The organism is Mycobacterium sp., assembly GCF_040509115.1.
Lineage (GTDB): Bacteria > Actinomycetota > Actinomycetes > Mycobacteriales > Mycobacteriaceae > Mycobacterium.
Genome location: NZ_JBEVLO010000276.1, coordinates 37949 through 58112 on the forward strand (window position 1 = coordinate 37949; position 20164 = coordinate 58112).

Consider the following 20164-nt stretch of genomic DNA (forward strand, 5'->3'; position numbering starts at 1 on the left):
CAATCGCACGCACCCAGCAGTCAAGGAAGACCGTCATGGCCGTTGACCGACAGCTCGCCTCCGTACTGACCACGTTCGCCGACGGCCCCGCTCCAGAGAGCCTGACCGTCGCGGAGAACCGCGCCATGGTCGCCGCGCTCGCCGAGTTCGGCGACGGGCCGCAACCGGTGGCATCCGTCGTGAATACGCACGTGCCTGCCGACGGTCACGACATCCCGATCCGGATCTACTCTCCGGCGGGCCCATCCACGGAGCATCCGCTCCCGGTGACCGTCTTCGCGCACGGCGGTGGATGGGTGGCGGGCACCCTCGACAGCCAGGACCACATCGCCCGCAGCACTGCCAACCGATCGGGCACCATCGTGGTCTCCGTCGACTATCGCCTCGCGCCGGAACACCCCTTTCCCGCCGCAGTCGAGGACGTCTACGCGACGCTGGTGTGGGTCTCGCAGCACGGCAACGTGTTCGGCGGAGACCCAGAACGGATCGCGCTCCTCGGCGAGAGCGCTGGGGGCAACCTCGCCGCGGTGACGGCCCAGGAGACGCGACGCCGCGACGGCCCACGCGTGACGCTGCAGGTGCTGGCGTACCCGGCCACCGACCGGCTGGACGAGAGCCCCTCGATGTCCGAGAACGCCGAAGGTCCCGTACTGACGCGCGCGTGGCTCGAGTGGTTCTGGAACTTGTACCTGACCTCGCCCGACCAGGGCTCGGATCCACGGGTGTCGCCTGCCCGAGCCGCGGATCTCCGTGGCCTGGCGCGAGCCGTCGTCGTCACCGCCGAGCACGACCCGCTGCGTGACCAGGGGGCGCGATACGCCGCGCGGCTACAAGAGGCAGGAGTGCCGGTCGAGCACATCGACGTTCCTGGCGCCGTCCACGGCTTGCTCTCCTTCACCCGTGACGTCGCCCTGTCGCGTGACGTCCTCAACCGGCTGGGCGACGAGATCCGCGATGCCTTCGCCGAGCCTGCCGCTGTGACGAACGAGCCTGCGGCTGTGGCCAACGAGCCTGCGGCTGTGGCCGAGTAGAACGCCGGGACACCGCGGGTCAGCGGAAGCGGACGTCCAACGTCGCCAGCCCGAAGATCTTCTTGCCTTCGGACTTCGCCCCGACGAGGACGACCCCGGTGCGGGTTTCCGGGTCGAGCGACTTGATCCGGCCGCTGAACTCGATGTCCGCGCCCGCGGTGGCCGACACGATCGCGGGTGCGGACAGTCGCACCGCATAACGGGTCACCGCGCCGGAGTCGCCCGACCATGCGGTGGCGAATCCGGCTCCCAGACCCATGGTGAGCATCCCGTGGGCGATGACGTCGGGCAGGCCGGCCAACTTGGCGATGTCCTCGTCCCAGTGAATCGGGTTGGCATCACCTGCCACGCCGGCGTAGTTCACCAGATCGCCTCGGGACAGTCGGGTATGACGAGCGGGCAACTCGTCACCGACCTTCACGTCGTCGAAGGACGGCGTCGCAGGCGTTCGGGTGGTGTCGCAGGCGATCCGCACCTCACCCTCCGGACGCACGGTCTTCACGTATTCGGATTCGCCGACGCCAAAGATGTTGACGTCGTGCATCATCGCGTTGTGCACGGCTGACTTGATCTCTGGGTTGAGATCCTCGGCGGTGACGCCGACGACGGTGGTGTGCAGGGTGTGCACCCGCTCGCCCGCCGCATCGGTGAAGGTGTTGGTCACCGTGATCAGGTCTCTGCCTGCGATCCTGCGCACCGAGGTCAGTTCGACGTCGACGCGCAGTTCGTCGCCAGCCACGATCGGGCGGTGCTGCTCGAAGACCTCTTCGGTCTGCATGTAGGTGTCGTAACCGACGACCACCTGCTCGAACATGTGACGATTGCAGGTCATCCCGGGGGTCGACGTGAACGTCAGAGGAGCGACCAGGTCCGAATACCCCAGGTCGGCGGCGGCAGCGACATCCCAGTGCGCGGGGTGATAGTCCTGCACGGCGCGGGCGTACTCGCGAAGCTTCTCGCGGCCGACGAGGTAGGTGCCGTCCATCTGGTAGTAGTGGCCGACCCGCGCTTCGAGCTGCGACGTTTCAGTTGGTGCAGTCATGTATCAATCAACTTCTTCCACCGGCCTGTTCGCTGAGGCCGACCACAGCACAGTAACGCGCGCACGACGTCACCCACGTCGGCAGTGCCGCTACCCCCGGAGGTAGGTCAGCACGGCGAGAACTCGGCGGTGCTGTTCGTCGTCGGGCGGCAGCATCAGCTTGGCGAAGATGCTCCCGACGTGTTTCTCCACTGCGCCATCGCTGACGACCATGGCCCGAGCGATGTTCTGGTTGGACCGGCCCTCGGCCATCAAGGAGAGCACCTCCGTCTCACGCGCCGTCAGCGTCCGGAGTGGGTCGTGCCTGTGACGCCGAATCAGCAGCTGTGCGACCACCTCCCTGTCGAGCACCGTCCCACCGGACGCCACGCGTTCCACCGCGTCGAGGAACTCGGCGATCGCGGTGACCCGGTCCTTGAGGAGATAGCCGATTCCGCCGGTGCCGTCGGCGAGCAGGTCATCGGCATAGGACACTTCGACGTACTGGGACAACACCAGCACTGGGGAGCCGGGTATTCGCCTGCGGGCCTCGACCGCGGCGCGCAGTCCCTCGTCGGTGTGTGACGGCGGCATCCGGACGTCCACCACGGAGACGTCTGGCCGGTGATCCGCGACTGCCTGTACCAACGCTGGGCCGTCACCGACCGCAGCGACCACCTCGTGGCCGTTCTCGCGCAGAAGGCGGACGAGGCCTTCCCTGAGGAGAACCGAGTCGTCGGCCACTACGACTGTCAGCACGGCAGCTCTGCGCTCACCGTCGTTGGTCCACCTTCCGGACTGGTCACGGTCAGGGTGCCGCCGGTGGCTCGCACACGATCGGACAGACCGGACAGGCCGTGGCCCTTGGCCAAACTTGCGCCACCGTCGCCGTCATCGATGATCTCGACGCGTACCCGATCGGGCCCGTTGGCGACGGTCACCCAGCAGTTCGTCGCACGGCTGTGCTTGGCGACGTTGGTCAGCGCCTCGGCGACCACGAAGTACGTGGTCGTCTCGACCGCTGCGTCGAGCCGACCCGTCGGGGTGCCCAGCTCCGGGTCGACGATGAGCTCGATCGGGACGGTGCTGCGAACGGCCAACGCGGTGAGCGCGCTCGGCAGGCCACGGTCGGTGAGCACCGGTGGCGCGATACCGCGGGACAGCGAGCGCAGCTCGTCAAGGGTCTCCTGGGTCTGGCTGACCGCCTCGTCGAGTGCGTCGCGAAGCACCTTCTGGTCGCCGCCCACATGCTGGCGGGCGCGACTCAGGTCCATCGCGAGGCGGACGAGTCGTTGTTGCGGCCCGTCGTGGATGTCGCGTTCCAGACGGCGTAGCGAGGTCGCTTCGGCGGACGCCGCGGCGGCCTTCTGCTCCGTCAAGACGGTGATCGTCTGCCGCATCTCGGCGACACCGGTCAGCAGGAGCCGACTGAAGCCGGCCGAGAGCAGCGCGCTACCCCGCGCCACGAAGGGGAGGGTGACCAGACAAGCCAGGCCGATCGCGGTTTGCAGGCCGATGCGCGCGAACGTGCTGTCACCGAGCCCGATCAGCTCGGCGAGCGACCGATTGTCCGGACCGCGCGGGATGCTCCAGTCCCAAACGATGGTCAGCGTGCCGCCGATCGCCGACGCCCACCAGGTGACGACGACGCTGAATGTGGTCGCTGCGATCGGGAAGATCAGGATGCCGTGCGCGACGTCCAGCCATGACTGGGCCTGGGTGAGCGGGGCGACGGTCCGCCTCCACAGCCCGGCTCCCGATCCGGCCGCGCGGTACGTCGGCCGGATCAGTGGCCGCCGCAACACCGCTGGGATCCGCATCCGCTCGACGTCGGCGAAGAACCTTGCGACGAGCACCGTGCCTGTGAGAACCGGCACGCCGACGACGAAGACCAGCGTGCCGAGCCCCGCCGACAAGCCGGTGACGAGGACGCTGAAACTCACGATGGCGAGCGGAAATCCGAGCAGAACGTAGCGGGTGTCCATCCCGAGTTGCCGCAAGACGCCGAATCGCTGGGACGTGGCCGTATCGGGCCGGGCGGCACGTGTGCTCATGGCTTCGACGTTAGGCATGTGGCGTGGTCACCCCCATCCGGTGCGCCTGCGCCTCCAGGGTAGGGCTAGCCTCACCTGCCAGGGACGACACCGCTCAGACGGGCGGCCACTGCCGTGTCGCCCCGTCGGCCACGCGTTGAAGTTCGTCGCGACCCACCCCGCTGGCAGCCTGTACGGCGATGCCGTTGCTCACGGTCAGGATGAATCGCGCGAGCAGGCCTGGATCGGCGTCCGGTGCCAGATCGCCCTCGTCGACGGACCTGGCGAAGCGGTCGCGAAGCAGCGCCCAGGACTGTTCACGACAGGAGGCCAGGACGTCTCGGGCGGCCCGCCCAGAGTCTCCCGCGGCCAAGGATCCTTGCACCGCCAGGCACCCGTGAGGTTCGCCGGGCCGTGTCGTGGCGTGCACCGAGCCGGTGAGAAACGCCTCGGCCACTTGGCGAGCGGTCGGCTCATTGAGCGCGCGGGTCAGGTAACTGGCGGGGCCGTCGATGTACCGCTGCAGCGCCGCGTGGAACAGCTGCTCCTTATTGCCGAAGGCGGCGTACATGCTGGTGCGATTGATGCCCATCGCCTCGGTCAGATCGGTGAGCGAGGCGCCTTCGTAACCCTGCTCCCAGAACACCAACATGGCCCGTTGGAGTGCTTCGTCGACGTCGAAGCCTCTCGGGCGCCCGATGGAACTTCCCTTGGTTGATGCCATACCTCGGCCATGATACCCGTTCCGCACCGAGCGGTACGAAAATCGAGGGCGGATTGTGTATCGATCGGTGCCGAAGTGCTAGGCTGCCTTCAGTACCGATCGATACCGAAATATGAAGGAGAACGTACATGGGAACCCTCGAGGGCAAGACTGCCGTGGTCACCGGCGCTAGCACCGGCATCGGACTGGCTTCCGCGCGACGCCTGGCGGCCGAGGGCGCTCACGTCTTCATCACCGGTCGTCGGCAGGCGGAACTCGATGCCGCCGCCGAGTCGATCGGGGCGGCAGCAACCCCGGTGGTGGGTGACATCGCCGAACCCGGCGACCTGGATCGGCTCTACGCCGCCGTGGAAGCTCGCGGACGGGGCCTCGACGTGCTGTTTGCGAACGCCGGCCTGGCCGTCTTCGCGCCCTTGGCACAAGCCACCGACGAGGACTACGAGAAGAACTTCGGCGTCAACGTGCGCGGAACGTGGCTCACCGTGCAGAAGGCATTGCCCCTCTTCAACGGCGATGCTTCCGTCATCATCAACTCGTCCATCCGCGCCGACGACGGATGGGAGAACTTCGGCCTGTACTCGGCGTCCAAGGCGGCGGTTCGGTCGCTGGCGCGCACCTGGGCCAACGAGCTGAAGGACCGGCGGATCCGCGTGAATACGATCTCGCCGGGCTCGATCGACACCCCCGCGGTCGAAAGTGTCGTCGGAACGGAGGCGGGGGCGACGTTGAAGGCCGAACTCGCCAAGCGGGTTCCGATCGGCCGACTGGGTCTGCCCGAGGAGGTCGCGGCCGCAGTCGCCTTCCTCGCGTCCGCCGATAGCAGTTTCATCTATGGCGCCAATCTGGACATCGACGGCGGCGAGCACCAGTTCTAACTGTCGGTGGCGCAGGCGATTTCGCTGACATCACCTAGTCGTCGAGCGCGGGCGAGCTCGAATCACTGACGGCAGTCCCCGCCGACGGATGAGGTATTCCGCTATCACGATGTTGGGCAGCCAGCACAGAAAGGGCACCGGCGCATAGGCATTGGCCGCAGCCGTAGCTTCGTCGACACCGAACGGAAGCTGGACGACCATCAAGAGGATCAGCCACAGGCGCAACGTCGGCGCGGCATAGGTCAGGGCGAAGCTGCGAATCATCCACGCTTGGTGCTCGGCGAAGTCCCCGATGCGGGCACTTCGATAACCGCGGTACGTCGTCCAGATCCACAGCACCGCGAGAGTGCCGAAACCGAAGAATCCGACGAAGGCGGCGGAGCTAACCGCCGCCATCACCAAACCCGCCCCTCCGCCGACGAACACCGAGCCAACGTAGACGCGACCGATCCAGCGGTGCGCTCGCCGGGACCGCTGTCGGATCCGGCGGGAGAATTGAAAGCCGCCGACCAATAGCGCCAGGCCAGAGAAGGCGATGTGGACGTAGAACACGAACTGGATCGGCGCGGGGCGGTCGGCGTAGGTGCCGGCAAGACCGGTGCCGCGCTGGGCCAACGTCTCCAGGGTCTCGCCGACGTACTGGAGGGGGGAGTACACGGCGACCGCGAGTGAGGTCAGGAGCAGTACGAGCCAGGGCGCGGTGCGCAGCCGCCGCGGCGGACCGGCGGCGGGAGCGGGGGCGGTCGTAGTCATCTAGCGTCCTGTCCGCACGGGGTTTATGCGTGTAAGTAAACACACGTAAGTACACAACTGTCAACATCATTTTCGCCATCGAGGCGGCAGTAGGCTTACAGACGTTTACCTAGACGGAGAGGCGGTCCATGCCCGCACGGCAGCGCAACGCCCGAGGCGAGGGCGCAAAGTTGCGCGACGAGCTGGTCATGGCGGCTCGCCGGATCCTCGAGCGCACCGGCAACGAGGACGACGTCAGCCTGCGGGCCGTCGCCAGGGAAGTCGGGGTGTCGGCGCCGTCGATCTATGCCCACTTCGCTGACGGCAAGGCCATCGTCGATGCGGTGGTGGAGCAGACCTTCGAGCAGCTCTGCGCAATACTTCGCGAGGCTCGCGACGACGCGAGGCCGTCCGAGCGTCTCTTCGCAATCTGCATGGCCTACATCAACTTCGGGCTCCAGCAGCCCGAGCGGTACCTATCCATCTTCGAGCGCCGTCGGACGCTTGAGAGGACCAGACAACTCGCGGCAGAGGGGCCGATGTTCTTTTACGCCAACGGCGCCGAGGCCTTTGCGATTCTCACCGATGCGGTCGCCGAATCGGCCGGCAATTCCGGCAGGCCCGCGGAGCAGGACGCCGCACTGCTGTGGGCAGCCATGCACGGCTATGTCACCCTCCGAGCGAGCATGCCGAGATTTCCTTGGTTCGCCGACGAAGAACACATCTGCCGGGAATTGGTGAGCCGGTACGTCTGAATCGCCCCGCTAGCGCCGAACGGGTTCTCGATCCGCGCCCACATCGGCATCGGCGAGCGCCTTGGCGGGGAACCGCGCTCGATTCGCCCGGATCTCGTCCTGATGTTCGGCCGCCCACTCCGCCATTCCCAGCACGATGGATAACAGTGACGCACCAAGGGGAGTTAATTCGTATTCCACCCGCGGCGGGACTTCCGGGTAGGCGGTCCGCGTCACGATGCCGTCGCGCTGGAGTTCCTTCACCGTCACGGTGAGCATCCGCTGGGAGATACCGGGGATCCTCGCCAGTAACTCGGAGTAGCGAAGCGGTCCCGTAGCCAACGTGCCGATGATCAGGACGGTCCACTTGGCGCTGATCCGGCCGAGGATCTCGCGGATGAAGGGTCCGTCCTCACCCCATCGATCGCACGGAGCCGTGCCGGTGGCCGCCATTTCCTACCTCCATGGGCGCTACGAACGCCGAGATACCTTTTGTACGGCCAACATAACACACCTAGAGTGCTGCTACGCACTGAAAGTATGAGAGGAACAGAAGATGCCGATCCTGCTGTACGTCGAGTCGTCAGCCGCAGAAGGCGAATCCGTGTCCCGGGTGGTGGCGGACGTCGTCCGAGACGAATGGCGAGGCGACGTGGTTCGACGAAACCTGGCCGCCGATCCGATTCCGTTCATCACCGCTGAGCACATCGTCGCCCGGCGCACCGATCCGGCCGACCTCACAACGGAACTCGTGACGGCGACGGTGCTGCAGGATGCGCTGATCGAGGAGTTCCTCGCCGCAGACGCGTATCTGTTCGCCGTGCCGATGTACAACTGGTCGGTACCCGCGTCGTTCAAGGCGTGGATCGACCAGATCGTGGTTCTCCACCGGACCTTGGCGTTTCCTCCCCCCACCGCGGGGCGGCCCGCCGTCGTCGTCTCGGCCCGAGGCGGCGCCTACGGTCCGGGCACCCCCAACGACGGCAAGGACTTCGCCACGCCGTGGCTGCAGCTCATGCTGGGGGACACGCTGGGGCTGGATCTGCAGTTCATCACCCCCGAACAGGCGCTGGCGGCGACGATGCCTGCGCTGGCGACGCTCGTGCCTGCCTACGAGGAGTCACTCGGGACGGCCAAGGAGCAGGCCCGTATCCACGGGCGGGGCCTCAGCCAACGACTTGCCGCGTGAGTCGCGAGCGTCCGACGGTGGCCATCAACGGCGCAGTGGGACGACGGCCTCGAACGCCGCCGCCCTTCCGGCCGATTGCCACCGCAACCACCGCTCCCATCGCGCGAGGTTGACGTCTTGCCACCGTCGATCGACCCTGCCCGAGACCCGACGCGCGAGTTCGAGTGTCAGGATCAGAGGAGATCGCAGCAACAGCAACGTGATTCCCGGTAGTGGCGAGGGCAGCCGGTAGCGTCGGCGGTTCCACGGCAGCATGTACAGCCCGAGGTATCCCGCCTGCAAGCGGTAGTGGTACTCGGCGCGGACGCGTTCGAGACCTCTGAGCCCATGTCGAGGCGCAAACGCAGGGACGAAGGACTCGACCAGTTCGGCACCACTGTCGCCGCTGTCGTAGCTGCGTGCGGAGTCGGCCATGAACAGAATGCGCCAGGCGTCCGCGACGGTCTCGGGAAAATAGCCGGTGCACCGGACGCCGACGAGATGGCCGCAGTAGCGGTTGAAGTGCAGAACCGCGCGCATCTCGCCGGGTGACGTGAGATGCCCGAGCAGGAACAGGCCGAACGCGGGCGCGACGCTGCCACCGAGAAGGGTCAGCAGCATGGCGGACTGACTGATCGGCAGGCCCCAGCGCTCGGCATCCCATTCCGGGTGCGTCTTCACCCGATCGCGGACGCTGACGTGCATGACTCGCACGTGTAGAGAAATGTTGCGGCCCAACGACCCCGGCGTCAGGATCGCACCGGCGCGGCAGACTTCTATCCACCACCTCGAGGTCTCCAGGTAGCGGTGTAACGCCCGGTCGCCCGCGTAACCGCCGGACAGCGAAAGTGGCACGGCGAGCCAGCCTTCGGTGTAGGTGTCATTGGTGCCTGCGTTGCCGAGTGCGCCGAGCGCGTAGGCCCAGCGGCGCCAGACGGCGGCGCCCTCGTCGACGAGATCCGGGTCCAGCCAGTCGGGGCGCTGCTCGAACTCCTCGAGCAGCGACCGCAAGGAGTCGGGGACACCGGGGACACCGGCAATACCGTCTCGCTGAGCCGTCTCCAGGAGCTCACGGGCGCGCCGCGGGCCGAGCTCGCCGTGGTAGGTCTCGGCGACGAACCGCTCTGCGACGGGGTCGCCCTCGTTGAGCCCTGCGATGAAGGCCTGCTGGATCGCGGCGGACGGATAGAGGTCGAAGCCGGTGACACGCTTGACCAGATTCCGCAGTCGCGCGCGTCGCCCGTGCGGATTCGGCGAGCGGAAGGCGGTGGGCCCCGCAGGCGGTCGGGCGGTGGGTTCCGGCATCGCTCTGTCTTATCCCACTGCCCCCCGGTGCAGGAGTGATTGGCGCTCACCGCCTCGTGACACTAGTTTTTCTCGGGTGACGTCCTCAGCTGCCAGAGCAGTCGCACGATGGTTCCTCCCCCTCGTGACGGTCGGGGCCGTCGTCGGCCTGGTCAGCTCCGTCGAGTTGGTGCCGTCGGCACCCGCACCGGGGATACGTCTGGTCGCCGACGGCAACCCGCTGGCCGGGCTGCCCTTCTACGTCAACCCCAACTCGAAGGCCATGCGCGCTGCCAACAACGCAGGGAGCCCCGAGTTGACGGCCATCGCCAACACGCCGACGGCCTACTGGATGGATCACCTTTCGACTCCCGCCGTGGATGCGAAGTACATCGCCACGGCGCAGGCCGCAGGCACCATGCCGATCCTGGCGCTCTACGGGATCCCGCACCGCGACTGCGGGAGCTTCGCCGCGGGCGGGTTCGGGTCGGGTGACGCCTACCGAGGCTGGATCGACGGCGTCGCAGCGGCGATCGGCGGAGGGCCTGCGGCGATCATCCTCGAACCCGACGCGCTCGCGATGGCCGATTGTCTGTCGGGGGATCAGCGTCAGGAACGCTTCGACCTGATGAGCTACGCGGTGGACACGCTGACCCGCAATCCCGCCACCGCGCTGTACGTCGACGCAGGCCACTCACGCTGGGTGAGCGCCGACGACATGGCCGGCCGGCTGAATCAGGTCGGCGTTGCCAAGGCGCGGGGCTTCAGCCTCAACACCGCCAACTTCTTCACCACCGGAGAGGAGATCGGTTACGGCGATGCGATCTCCGGGATGACGGGTGGCAAGCCCTATGTCATCGACACCTCGCGCAACGGCGCCGGACCGGTCGAAGGCGATCCGCTGTACTGGTGCAACCCCAGCGGCCGCGCACTCGGCGCCGCGCCAACCACCGCGACCGGAAACGGAAACGTCGACGCCTTCCTGTGGGTGAAGCGTCCCGGCGAATCCGATGGCTCGTGCCGCGGGGGAGCCGGGGCAGGCACCTTCGTCAATCAGTTCGCCATCGACCTGGCTCGCAACGCCGGTCAGTAGGCCGCTCGCGCCTCAGGTCTCCGTGTCGGGAATCGTGGCGTCGTCGGCGAAGTCGGGATCGGGGCTTTCACCCCCGGGGCCGCTGACGGGTTCCGTCTCGTCTGACTCCGTGGTGGGGCGTTGGTCTGCTGGCTCGGTCATGTACTTCGACTACCCGCAGGCCCCCGAGTCAACCCCCGGCCCACCTCGATGACGGGAGAGGCACGCCTTCTCCCCACCCGCGCTGATGCGACGATGGACCGATGACCGCAACGCTCGTCGCCAAGAACGTGGCAGGCGGTTTCGCCCATCGCACCCTGTTCGAGGGCGTTGACCTGACGGTCGCACCCGGTGACGTCGTCGGTGTCGTCGGCGCCAACGGCGCAGGCAAGAGCACGCTCCTACGGATCTTGGCCGGAGATCTGGAACCGCTCGACGGTACGGTGAGCCTCGCGCCCGCCGACGCGTTCGTCGGATGGTTGCCGCAGGAGCCCGAGCGGGTCCTCGGCGAGACCGTCACGGCCTACGTCGCGCGCCGCACGGGCTGCGCCGCGGCGACGCAGGCGATGGAGTCGGCGGCCGAGGCCCTGGCGGACCCGCCACGGAGCACCGCAGACGTGGATCCGGCTGATGCCTACGCCGCGGCGCTGGATCACTGGCTCGCAACGGGCGCGGCGGACCTCGACGAGCGGTTGCCAGCCGTGCTGGCCGATCTCGGCCTTGACTTCGACGCCGAGCGGCCCGAGTCGATGCCGATGACCGCGCTGTCGGGCGGGCAGGCGGCGAGGGTGGGGTTGGCGGCCCTCGTGTTGTCGCGGTTCGACGTCGTCCTGCTCGACGAACCGACCAACGACCTGGACCTCGACGGGCTTGCTCGGCTGGAGCAGTTCGTCAACGAGCTTCGTGGTGGTGTGGTGCTGGTGAGCCACGACCGGGAGTTCCTCGCCCGCAGCGTGACTCGCGTCCTCGAACTCGACCTGGCACAGAACACCACCACGGTGTTCGGTGGCGGGTATGAGAGTTACTTGGAAGAGCGGGAGGTGGGTCGCAGGCACAAACGGGAACAGTACGAAGAGTTCGCCGACAAGAAGGCGGATCTGGTGGCCCGCGCCCGCACTCAACGCGAGTGGTCGAGCCAGGGCGTCCGCAACGCAATGCGCAAGGCGCCCGACAACGACAAGATCCGGCGCCGTGCGGCCACCGAGTCCAGCGAGAAGCAGGCGCAGAAGGTGCGTCAGATGGAAAGCCGGATTGCCCGCCTCGAGGAAGTCGACGAGCCCCGCAAGGAATGGGCACTCCAATTCACCATCGGCGCCGCGCCGCGATCGAGCTCGGTGGTGGCGACCCTCGACAACGCCGTTGTGCGGCAGGGGAACTTCGTTCTTGGCCCGGTGTCGTTACAAGTCGATGCCGGCGAGCGGATCGGCATCACCGGGCCCAATGGAGCGGGCAAGTCGACGTTGCTGCGGTTGCTCCTGGGCAGGCAGCAACCCGATGAGGGCCGCGCCACGCTCGGGCCCAACGTCGCGATCGGCGAGATCGACCAGGCGCGTGCGGTTTTCACGGGTTCAGGGCGCCTCGTCGATCGTTTCGAGCAACGGGTGCCGTCGTGGACGACGGCCGACGTGCGAACGCTCCTTGCGAAGTTCGGGCTTCGCGCCGACCACGTGGAACGCCCGGTCGGCGCCCTCTCACCTGGCGAGCGCACCCGCGCCGGCCTGGCGCTGTTGCAGGCGATCGGCACGAACGTGCTGGTGCTCGACGAGCCGACGAACCACCTGGACCTGCCAGCGATCGAGCAGCTCGAACAGGCGCTCGAGAGCTACGACGGTGCGCTGCTTCTTGTCACGCACGATCGCAGGATGTTGCAGAACGTTCGGGTGGACCACTCTTGGGTGGTCGGCGGCGGGCGAGTCGCCGAGTCGTAGGCCCGGATGTCCGACGAGTCTGAATTTTCCAGCGTCTGAATGTCTCCAGCGTCTGCGCGCTCGACGTCGTCACTGGGCCGCCCGGGCCTCCGCGAAAGTCGTTGCCAGGGGCAGGAAGACGTCATCGACGATCTCGACGATGGTCGCCGGTGGTACGGCCGTCATCGTCATGAAGAGCTCGTGCCGGACCAGGTCGGTGGGCAGCGAGACGATTCGGGCGGGTAGCGGTGTCGGGCCGATCTCACCGCGCGCGACGGCCCGTCCGACGATCGTTTCCATCACCGAGGGACCGTCGGGTAGGAACAGGGTGCGGAGTTTCGCTGGTGACCCGCCGTCTTCGTCGAAGTATGCGCCGAGGCGGGCGGTGAACAACCCGATGATCTTGGATCGCCGGTCGTTGAACTCGGTCAGAACGGCGAGGACGTCGTCGCGCAGGCTTCCGGTGTCCGGCGTCGCGATGGCGTCGACCTCACCACGGTGGCGGAGCGTCGCTACGAGCAGGTCCGTCCGCGACGGCCAGCGCCGGTACAGCACCGAACGGGCCGCCGAGGACCTGGTCGCCACCGCGTCGATCGTGAAGCGGTCGTAGCCGGCCTCGAGGAGTTGGTCCCACGCCGCGTCGAGGATTGCGTTCTCCAGCGCCGCACCGCGACGTCGAGATCCCGATCCCAAGTTAGAGGACACTTGTGTAGCTTATCGCAGGGTGTTAGCGTCGCACCAATAAGCAACACCGCTGTATCTAATCTTGGGAGGCAACCGTCGTGACCGCCCGCACCGCCCTGATCTCCGGCGCCAGCATCGCCGGCCCCGTACTCGCCTTCTGGCTATCGGAGGCCGGGTGGGACGTCACGGTCGTCGAGCGGGCAGGTCGCCTGCGGACGAGTGGCTACCCCATCGACATCAGGGGGACGGCGGTCGAGGTCGTCCGGAGGATGGGACTGCACGACGAGATCGTTGCGGCGCGCCATCGCCACGTTCCCGTCCAGCTGCTCGCGCCCAGCGGGCGACGATTGTCCACCGTGAGATTCGGAGATCTGCTGAGCGACACCGGCTCCGGCGACGTCGAACTCACGCGTGGTGCGCTTGGCGACATCTTGTACCGGGCCACCGGCAACCGGATCGCGTACGTATTCGGGGACTCGATCACCGGCATGACGCAAACCGACTCGAGCGTGGCCGTCACGTTCGTCGACCATCCGCCCCAGTCGTTCGACGTGGTCATCGGCGCCGACGGGATTCACTCGAACGTTCGAGCGCTGGCCTTCGGTGACGAAGACCAGTTCATCCGCCACCTTGGCCCGTACGCGGCGATCTGGGATCTGCCCCCCGACCGGTTTCCCCCTGGCTCCGGCTACATGTACTCGCACCCGGGCCGTACCGTCGTCGTCGAGCACCCCGAGGGTGGCGGACCCGCCCGAGCATTCCTGGCGTTCGTCCACCAGGCCCCGGGGTCGGTGAACACGCGCGACGTCGACCAAATCCTCGAGGCGCTCCGCGTCGGCTTCAGTCAAGACCGTTGGCGCACAGCCGAGATCATCGAGACCCTTCCACTCGCCGAGGACGTCTACTTCGACACCGTGAGCCAGATCCGAATGGAGCGGTGGAGCGAGGGTCGTATCGCACTCGTCGGTGACGCCGCCTATGCACCGGCGTTCCTGTCGGGTCAGGGCACCAGCATCGCGATCGCCGGTGCCTACGTCCTGGCCAGCGAACTCGCGCGGTGCGAGCAACCGCGGCAGGCCTTCGCCGCCTATGGGAACCGGTTGCGGGAGTATGTCACCCAGAATCAGGACCTGGCGTTGCGCACCGACTCGACCGTGATCTCGCGGACTCGCGGGCAGTTGTGGCGCCGCAACGCGAAGTTGTCATTGGTGCCGTGGCTGCAGCGGCTCGGACTGGGCCCCCTGCTGCTGTCCAACGTCCGCGATGCCGCGACCGGACTGTCCCTGGCAGGCCACGACCTTCGCCGAAGCAACTCCCTCGCGTGAGCGCGGGGGCGCCGCGCACGCCCGTGTGTTCGGATCCTCGAGATAGCGCAGTGCGTGACTGATTCGCAGGGAGTAGAAGTGCGCGAGCTTGGCCGGTCCGGTCGAGTCGGTCCGTTCGTAGGCCTTGCGTGCAGTGCCCGGGTCCAGTGCGAGCGCGAACTGGTCGTACCAACTGAACTCGAAGCGGGCCCGTGACAGTGCGTCGTCACGCGCCTGAGCCTGAGGGTGCCCCTTGGCGAGATCCGCAGCGTGAGCGGCGATCCTGTGCGCAATGACGGCGTCCTTGACTTCGGCGCGATCGGGCGCCGCCAGATGCTCCTTCGGTGTGACACAGCTCAGCAGTGCCGCGCCGGATTGGGCGACGACGGCTGCCCCGATCGCCGACGTGATGTGGTCGTAGCCCGGCGCGATGTCGGTGGTGAGCGGGCCGAGGGCGTGGAGCGGAGCGCTCTGACACAGCTGCTCCTGCAGGCGCATGGTCTCGGCGATCTTGTGCATCGGCATGTGTCCGGCACCCTCGACCATCACCTGCACGCCATGGACTTTCGCGATCTTCGCGAGGTCACCGAGGGTGCGTAGTTCGGCGAACTGCGCAGCGTCGTTGGCGTCGGCGATCGATCCCGGCTGCAGGCCCGCCCCCAACGACAGGGTCACGTCGTACCGCGCCAGGATGCCGCAGAGTTCGTCGAAGTTCGTGTAGAGGAAGGATTCGGTTCGACGGCTGAGGCACCACGCCGCCATGATGGCACCGCCACGGCTGACGATGCCTGCGACCCGGCCCGCCGTGAGCGGCACGTGGTCCAATCGGACGCCGGCGTGCACGGTCATGTAGTCGACGCCCTGCTCGGCTTGCTCGATAACGGTGTCGCGGTAGGTCTCCCAGGTCAACGCGGCGGGATCGCCGTGGACCTTCTCCATGGCCTGGTGCAGCGGCACCGTGCCGACCGGGACCGGCGAATTGCGCAGGATCCGTTCCGTGGTCAGGTCGGGACGGCATCCGGCGGAGAGATCCGTGACGGCGTCGGCACCCCACCGGATGGCCCACATCATTTCGTCGAGCTCGCTGCGCGCCGAGTTGCCGATGTTGGCGTTGACCTTCACGCGGAACGCCCTGCCGATGATCATCGGCTCGCTCTCGGGGTGACGATGGTTCACTGGAATCACCGCACGACCTGCGGCGACCTCGTCGCGTACGAGCTTGGGCCGCAGTCCCTCCCTGGCAGCCACGAAGGCCATCTCGGCGGTGACGATGCCTGCGCGCGCCCGCTGTAGTTGGGTGCCGCGATCACCGATCACCCCAGGCCGCGGCGGCAACCCCACCGCTACGTCGATGACCGCTCCGGCATCGGTATAGGGTCCCGAGGTGTCGTAGAGGTCCAGATACCTTCCGTCGGAAAGGTTTACGCGTCGGAACGGTACCCGGCCCCCTGGCACGTCGACGAGATCGCGATAGCCCTTCGTGCTGCCGGCGAAGGGTCCGTCGAACCGCTGTGCGGGCTTGGTCACAGGGCCTTGAGTTCCTCGATGACCTGGCCGACGGACTTCTTGGCGTCACCGAAGAGCATGGAGGTGTGGCCGAGGAAGAACAACGGATTCTCGATGCCGGCGTACCCGGAGGACATCGAGCGCTTGAGCACGATGACCGAACGGGATTCATCGACGTTGAGGATCGGCATGCCGTGGATGGGTGAGCTCGGGTCATTGCGCGCCGCCGGGTTGGTGACGTCGTTGGCACCGATGACGAGAGTGACGTCGGTACGGCCGAACTCGCCGTTGACGTCGTCCATCTCCCGCATCGCCTCGTACTCGACGTCGGCCTCGGCCAGAAGGACGTTCATGTGCCCGGGCATCCGGCCCGCCACCGGGTGAATCGCGTACTTCACCTCGACGCCCTTGGACTGCAGGATCGAGGCCATGTCCTTGACGGCGTGCTGGGCCTGCGCGACGGCCAGGCCGTAGCCGGGCACCACGATGACCTGGTTGGCGTAGGCCATCTGGATCGCGGCGTCGGCCGCCGAGGTCGCCTTGGCGGTGCCCCGGTCGCCCGCTGTGGCAGCGGCGGCCTCGCCGCCCGCTCCAAACGAGCCGAACACGATGGCCGGGATGGACCGGTTCATCGCCACGGCCATCAGGTTGGTCAGGATCGAGCCGGACGCACCGACGATCATGCCCGCCACGATCATGGCAGTGTTGTTCAGCGCCAGACCTGCGGCGGCAGCGGACAATCCGGTGAGCGCGTTGAGCAAGGAGATGACCACCGGCATGTCGGCGCCGCCGATCGGGAATACCACGAACAGGCCCATGACCCCGGCCAGCACCAGAATCACCACGATCGCCCAGTCCGGGCTGCCGGTGTTCAGGCCGAGGTAGACCGCCGCGGCCACCGCGCCAACCAACAGCACCACGTTGGAGGCCTGAAACAGCTTGGCGCAGCGGATGAGTGACTTCTCGACGTTCTTCGGGATCGACTCCTGCAGTTTCAGGAACGCCACCAGGGAACCCCAGAACGACACCGAGCCGATGATCGCCGCGAACAGGGACCCGACGATCAACGCGACCGACGGCGACTCTGCGACGTGGCTGAACCCATCGGTGTCGATGAACTCCGCCCACGCGATCAATGCGACCGTGCCACCGCCCACGCCGTTGAACAGCGCGACCAGCTGCGGCATCGCCGTCATCTTGGTCTTCTTGGCTGGCGGCACACCGAGGATCACGCCGATCACGAGGCCGGCCACGATCAGTATCCAGTTGATCGAGGCCGTGTCCCGCACCTTGATCAACGTCGCCAGCACCGCCAGAGCCATCCCCGCCGCGGCGACGAGGTTGCCGCGCACGGCGGTCTTGGGTCCGGTCAACCCCGACAGGCCGAGGATGAACAGCCCGAAGGCGACGACGTACAGGCCGTCGACGAGATAGCTCACTTGTCCGCCTCGATCGCCGCGACGGCGTCGGACTTGCGGCCCTTGAACATGCCGAGCATCCGGTCGGTGACCAGGAAGCCGCCGATCACGTTGAGGGTCCCGAAGATCAACGCGACGAACGCGATGATCCGTATCCCCCACGATGCGTCGGAGGGCAGTTCACCCAGCACGATCAGGGCACCGAGCACCACGATGCCGTGGATCGCGTTGGTGCCCGACATGAGCGGGGTGTGCAGGGTGTTGGGCACCTTGGAGATCACGGCGAACCCGACGAACCCGGCCAGCACCAGGATCGCGAGATTGGCCAACAGGTGGTCGTACATCAGGAAGCGTCCTTCTTGTCGCGGGTGATGCACGCTGCCGCGACGACCTCGTCGTCGAAGTCCGGTGCCAGCGCCCCTTCGGTGATCAACAGATCCAGCAGCGAGGTCAGGTTCTTGGAGTACAACTCGCTGGCGTGCTCGGGCATGGTCGCAGGCAGATTCAACGGCGAGGCGATCGTCACCCCGTGGCGGACGACGGTCTCACCCGGCACGGTGAGCTCGCAGTTGCCGCCCGTCTCCCCGGCCAGGTCGACCACCACGCTGCCCGGCTTCATGCCCTCCACCGCGGTGGCCGTGACCAGCCGCGGTGCCGGACGTCCTGGCACCAACGCGGTGGTGATGACCACGTCGAACTTGGTGATCGCCTGCTCCAGCGCGATCTGCTGCTGGGCGCGCTCCTGCGCCGTCAGCTCACGGGCGTACCCGCCCTCACCGGCCGCGTCGATCCCGAGATCCAACCACTGCGCGCCCACCGAGCGGACCTGGTCGGCCACCTCCGGGCGCACGTCGTATCCGGTGGTCTTGGCGCCGAGACGCTTGGCGGTGGCCAACGCCTGCAGCCCCGCAACGCCGACGCCGAGGATCAGGGCACTGGTGGGTTTGACCGTGCCCGCCGCGGTGGTCAACATGGGGAAGAACCGCGTCGACAACGACGCCGCCAGCACAACGGCCTTGTACCCCGCGACGTTGGCCTGCGAGGACAACGCATCCATCGCCTGTGCACGCGAGATCCGCGGAATCGACTCGACGGCGTATGCGGTGACGTCGGCGAGGCGTAGGCGCTCGGCCAGTTCGGGCTGGGTTCGCGGCGCCAGGAATCCGATCAGCGTCGAACCGGGCTTCAACTGGCTCACTTCGTCGAACGTCGGTGGATTGACCTTCACCACCACGTCGGCGGGCCAGGGATCGCCGATGACCGCTCCGGCCCGCACGTAGACGTCGTCGTCGATCAGGGCGCCGACCCCGGCGCCGCTCTCCACGACCACTTCGAGGCCAGTCGCGCAGAGTCGCTCTACCACCTTGGGCACCAACGCAACTCGGCGTTCGCCCACCGCGGATTCCCTCGGCACTCCGATCAACGTCATGTTTCCCTCCTGGCTGCGGCGGGGCGGAACGCTCGAGGCGGTGCACGTCCTGAGGCCACCAACGGCTCTGACGAGTCCGGCAAGAAAGAGGCTAGATCAATTGCATATTGTATGCAAGCATTGGGCATCGAAGGGACTTCGCCAGGACGGCGAGGCACCGTTGGAGCACATCGGTGCATACACCATACGATCTGAGGAGAGCCCGTGAAGATTGCAGTCGTCGGCGCCGGAGCGATCGGTGCGTACTGGGGTGCCGCATTGCAACGCGGAGGTGCGGACGTGCATCTCATCGCCCGCAACGCGCACCTACATGCCATGCGGCAGAACGGCGTTCGCGTACTCAGTGAGCGCGGCGACTTCGTGGCCTACCCGAATGCCACCGACGACCCGGCCGAGATCGGCCCGGTCGACTACGTCTTCCTCGGGCTCAAGGCGCACAGCTACCCGACCTGCGGCCCCCTGGTCAACCCGCTGCTCGGTGCGCACACCGCAGTCCTGGCCGCACAGAACGGCATCCCGTGGTGGTACTTCCACGAGCTGGAAGGTCCCTACCGCGGTCGTCGCGTCGAGGCCGTCGATCCAGGGGGCGCCACCACCGCGGTCCTGTCCCCCGAGCGGGCCATCGGATGTGTGGTCTATCCCGCGACCACCATCGAGGCGCCCGGCGTGATCAGGCACCTGGAGGGCACCCGGTTCTCGATCGGCGAGCCGTCCGGGGAGATCTCCGAGCGCTGTATCGCGTTGAGCGAGGCCATGATCGCCGGTGGGCTCAAGGCCCCCGTCGAGGCCGATCTGCGCAACGACATTTGGATCAAGCTCATGGGCAACGTCGCGTTCAACCCGCTGAGCGCACTGACCAGAGCCACGATGGTGGAGATCTGCCAGAACCCCAGCACCAGGCAGGTGGTCGTCCAGTTGATGGAGGAGACGCTCGACATCGCCGCGAGGGTCGGTGCCACTCCGGACATCGCCATCGAGAAGCGACTCCGCGGCGCGGAGAACGTGGGACACCACAAGACCTCGATGCTGCAGGACCTCGAAGCGGGCAAGCAGCTCGAACTCGACGCCATCGTGACTGCCGTCGTCGAGATGGCCGACCTGACCGGCGCCGCGGCCCCCACGCTGCGCACCATCCACGCCGCCACCGATCTCCTCGCGCGCACCCATGCGCCCGTCGAAGCGGTGGTCGATCGCACCACTGAGCGGGCAGTCCAGCCCGCTCTGCAATGAGGGAGAAGCAAC

General features: G+C 67.1%; 20 protein-coding genes and 1 pseudogene. 8 read left to right on the forward strand and 13 right to left on the reverse strand.

What is annotated here, in order from left to right; all coding sequences use genetic code 11:
- The first annotated feature begins 35 nt into the window (after window positions 1–35).
- Window positions 36–1031 (forward strand): LipP1 family hormone-sensitive lipase, encoded by a 996-nt coding sequence (lipP1, locus tag ABW137_RS18640; RefSeq protein ID WP_526402636.1) that lies wholly within the window; start codon window positions 36–38, stop codon window positions 1029–1031.
- A gap of 19 nt (window positions 1032–1050) precedes the next feature.
- On the opposite strand, the gene ABW137_RS18645 is transcribed toward lipP1, so the two are convergent.
- The 4 genes from ABW137_RS18645 to ABW137_RS18660 form a co-directional block, all read right to left on the reverse strand.
- Window positions 1051–2073 (reverse strand): fused (3R)-hydroxyacyl-ACP dehydratase subunits HadA/HadB, encoded by a 1023-nt coding sequence (locus tag ABW137_RS18645; protein WP_526402637.1) that lies wholly within the window; start codon window positions 2071–2073, stop codon window positions 1051–1053.
- Between the two features lie 90 nt (window positions 2074–2163).
- Window positions 2164–2808, reverse strand: a complete 645-nt coding sequence (locus ABW137_RS18650) for a response regulator transcription factor (RefSeq protein ID WP_526402709.1) — start codon at window positions 2806–2808, stop codon at window positions 2164–2166.
- On the reverse strand, window positions 2805–4106 hold the full coding sequence (locus tag ABW137_RS18655) for a sensor histidine kinase (RefSeq protein WP_526402639.1): 1302 nt from the start codon (window positions 4104–4106) through the stop codon (window positions 2805–2807). The genes ABW137_RS18650 and ABW137_RS18655 overlap by 4 nt, the downstream gene beginning before the upstream one ends.
- Window positions 4107–4200: 94 nt before the next feature.
- The gene (locus ABW137_RS18660; RefSeq protein WP_526402641.1) at window positions 4201–4809 is read right to left on the reverse strand and encodes a TetR/AcrR family transcriptional regulator; all 609 of its coding nucleotides are present in this window, start codon (window positions 4807–4809) and stop codon (window positions 4201–4203) included.
- 128 nt (window positions 4810–4937) lie between these two features.
- On the opposite strand from ABW137_RS18660, the gene ABW137_RS18665 reads away from it, so the two are divergent.
- Complete coding sequence (locus tag ABW137_RS18665) at window positions 4938–5684, forward strand: SDR family NAD(P)-dependent oxidoreductase (RefSeq protein ID WP_526402643.1); 747 nt, start codon at window positions 4938–4940, stop codon at window positions 5682–5684.
- Between the two features lie 30 nt (window positions 5685–5714).
- On the opposite strand, the gene ABW137_RS18670 is transcribed toward ABW137_RS18665, so the two are convergent.
- Window positions 5715–6437, reverse strand: coding sequence for a DUF2306 domain-containing protein (locus tag ABW137_RS18670; RefSeq protein WP_526402645.1), 723 nt, complete (start codon window positions 6435–6437; stop codon window positions 5715–5717).
- A gap of 128 nt (window positions 6438–6565) precedes the next feature.
- On the opposite strand from ABW137_RS18670, the gene ABW137_RS18675 reads away from it, so the two are divergent.
- The gene (locus ABW137_RS18675) at window positions 6566–7171 is read left to right on the forward strand and encodes a TetR/AcrR family transcriptional regulator (protein ID WP_526402647.1); all 606 of its coding nucleotides are present in this window, start codon (window positions 6566–6568) and stop codon (window positions 7169–7171) included.
- A gap of 9 nt (window positions 7172–7180) precedes the next feature.
- Here ABW137_RS18675 and ABW137_RS18680 read toward each other — a convergent pair whose 3' ends face one another.
- Window positions 7181–7603, reverse strand: a complete 423-nt coding sequence (locus ABW137_RS18680) for a winged helix-turn-helix transcriptional regulator (protein ID WP_526402649.1) — start codon at window positions 7601–7603, stop codon at window positions 7181–7183.
- 103 nt (window positions 7604–7706) lie between these two features.
- Between ABW137_RS18680 and ABW137_RS18685 the strand changes: the two genes are divergently transcribed.
- Window positions 7707–8339: an FMN-dependent NADH-azoreductase gene (locus ABW137_RS18685; RefSeq protein WP_526402651.1), complete on the forward strand. Its 633-nt coding sequence runs from the start codon at window positions 7707–7709 to the stop codon at window positions 8337–8339.
- 24 nt (window positions 8340–8363) lie between these two features.
- On the opposite strand, the gene ABW137_RS18690 is transcribed toward ABW137_RS18685, so the two are convergent.
- On the reverse strand, window positions 8364–9623 hold the full coding sequence (locus tag ABW137_RS18690) for an oxygenase MpaB family protein (protein ID WP_526402653.1): 1260 nt from the start codon (window positions 9621–9623) through the stop codon (window positions 8364–8366).
- Between ABW137_RS18690 and ABW137_RS18695 the strand changes: the two genes are divergently transcribed.
- Complete coding sequence (locus ABW137_RS18695) at window positions 9586–10695, forward strand: glycoside hydrolase family 6 protein (protein WP_526402655.1); 1110 nt, start codon at window positions 9586–9588, stop codon at window positions 10693–10695. The two genes, ABW137_RS18690 and ABW137_RS18695, sit on opposite strands and share 38 nt — an antisense overlap.
- Before the next feature lie 12 nt (window positions 10696–10707).
- On the opposite strand, the gene ABW137_RS18700 is transcribed toward ABW137_RS18695, so the two are convergent.
- Window positions 10708–10836 (reverse strand): hypothetical protein, encoded by a 129-nt coding sequence (locus tag ABW137_RS18700; RefSeq protein ID WP_526402657.1) that lies wholly within the window; start codon window positions 10834–10836, stop codon window positions 10708–10710.
- A gap of 101 nt (window positions 10837–10937) precedes the next feature.
- Here ABW137_RS18700 and abc-f point away from each other — a divergent pair, with 101 nt between their 5' ends.
- Window positions 10938–12602 (forward strand): ribosomal protection-like ABC-F family protein, encoded by a 1665-nt coding sequence (abc-f, locus tag ABW137_RS18705; protein ID WP_526402659.1) that lies wholly within the window; start codon window positions 10938–10940, stop codon window positions 12600–12602.
- Between the two features lie 69 nt (window positions 12603–12671).
- Here abc-f and ABW137_RS18710 read toward each other — a convergent pair whose 3' ends face one another.
- Entirely contained in the window at window positions 12672–13286 is a 615-nt protein-coding gene (locus tag ABW137_RS18710; protein WP_526402661.1) for a TetR/AcrR family transcriptional regulator, read from the reverse strand.
- A 77-nt stretch (window positions 13287–13363) separates the two neighbouring features.
- Between ABW137_RS18710 and ABW137_RS18715 the strand changes: the two genes are divergently transcribed.
- Window positions 13364–14590 (forward strand): FAD-dependent oxidoreductase, encoded by a 1227-nt coding sequence (locus ABW137_RS18715; RefSeq protein WP_526402663.1) that lies wholly within the window; start codon window positions 13364–13366, stop codon window positions 14588–14590.
- Between the two features lie 66 nt (window positions 14591–14656).
- Here ABW137_RS18715 and thiC read toward each other — a convergent pair.
- From thiC to ABW137_RS18735, 4 genes and pseudogenes are all read right to left on the reverse strand, one after another.
- Window positions 14657–16096 (reverse strand): annotated as a pseudogene (gene thiC, locus ABW137_RS18720) (phosphomethylpyrimidine synthase); the annotation flags it as partial.
- Window positions 16093–17514, reverse strand: coding sequence for an NAD(P)(+) transhydrogenase (Re/Si-specific) subunit beta (locus ABW137_RS18725; protein WP_526402665.1), 1422 nt, complete (start codon window positions 17512–17514; stop codon window positions 16093–16095). The gene ABW137_RS18725 and the pseudogene thiC, both read right to left, overlap by 4 nt.
- Window positions 17511–17837, reverse strand: a complete 327-nt coding sequence (locus ABW137_RS18730; protein WP_526402667.1) for a proton-translocating transhydrogenase family protein — start codon at window positions 17835–17837, stop codon at window positions 17511–17513. Before ABW137_RS18730 ends, ABW137_RS18725 begins: the two co-directional genes overlap by 4 nt.
- The gene (locus ABW137_RS18735; protein WP_526402669.1) at window positions 17837–18922 is read right to left on the reverse strand and encodes a Re/Si-specific NAD(P)(+) transhydrogenase subunit alpha; all 1086 of its coding nucleotides are present in this window, start codon (window positions 18920–18922) and stop codon (window positions 17837–17839) included. Before ABW137_RS18735 ends, ABW137_RS18730 begins: the two co-directional genes overlap by 1 nt.
- A 204-nt stretch (window positions 18923–19126) precedes the next feature.
- Here ABW137_RS18735 and ABW137_RS18740 point away from each other — a divergent pair, with 204 nt between their 5' ends.
- Window positions 19127–20152 carry a ketopantoate reductase family protein gene (locus ABW137_RS18740; protein ID WP_526402671.1) on the forward strand — a complete coding sequence of 342 codons (1026 nt, stop codon included), beginning with the start codon at window positions 19127–19129 and terminating at the stop codon, window positions 20150–20152.
- The last annotated feature ends 12 nt before the right edge of the window (window positions 20153–20164 follow it).

Bases quoted from the DNA above. Each gene is read 5' to 3' on its own strand.
- lipP1 (WP_526402636.1), top strand. From the start codon at position 36: ATGGCCGTTGACCGACAGCTCGCCTCCGTACTGACCACGTTCGCCGAC.
- ABW137_RS18645 (WP_526402637.1), bottom strand. From the start codon at position 2,073: ATGACTGCACCAACTGAAACGTCGCAGCTCGAAGCGCGGGTCGGCCAC.
- ABW137_RS18655 (WP_526402639.1), bottom strand. From the start codon at position 4,106: ATGAGCACACGTGCCGCCCGGCCCGATACGGCCACGTCCCAGCGATTC.
- ABW137_RS18660 (WP_526402641.1), bottom strand. From the start codon at position 4,809: ATGGCATCAACCAAGGGAAGTTCCATCGGGCGCCCGAGAGGCTTCGAC.
- ABW137_RS18665 (WP_526402643.1), top strand. From the start codon at position 4,938: ATGGGAACCCTCGAGGGCAAGACTGCCGTGGTCACCGGCGCTAGCACC.
- ABW137_RS18670 (WP_526402645.1), bottom strand. From the start codon at position 6,437: ATGACTACGACCGCCCCCGCTCCCGCCGCCGGTCCGCCGCGGCGGCTG.
- ABW137_RS18675 (WP_526402647.1), top strand. From the start codon at position 6,566: ATGCCCGCACGGCAGCGCAACGCCCGAGGCGAGGGCGCAAAGTTGCGC.
- ABW137_RS18680 (WP_526402649.1), bottom strand. From the start codon at position 7,603: ATGGCGGCCACCGGCACGGCTCCGTGCGATCGATGGGGTGAGGACGGA.
- ABW137_RS18685 (WP_526402651.1), top strand. From the start codon at position 7,707: ATGCCGATCCTGCTGTACGTCGAGTCGTCAGCCGCAGAAGGCGAATCC.
- ABW137_RS18690 (WP_526402653.1), bottom strand. From the start codon at position 9,623: ATGCCGGAACCCACCGCCCGACCGCCTGCGGGGCCCACCGCCTTCCGC.
- ABW137_RS18700 (WP_526402657.1), bottom strand. From the start codon at position 10,836: ATGACCGAGCCAGCAGACCAACGCCCCACCACGGAGTCAGACGAGACG.
- abc-f (WP_526402659.1), top strand. From the start codon at position 10,938: ATGACCGCAACGCTCGTCGCCAAGAACGTGGCAGGCGGTTTCGCCCAT.
- ABW137_RS18730 (WP_526402667.1), bottom strand. From the start codon at position 17,837: ATGTACGACCACCTGTTGGCCAATCTCGCGATCCTGGTGCTGGCCGGG.
- ABW137_RS18735 (WP_526402669.1), bottom strand. From the start codon at position 18,922: ATGACGTTGATCGGAGTGCCGAGGGAATCCGCGGTGGGCGAACGCCGA.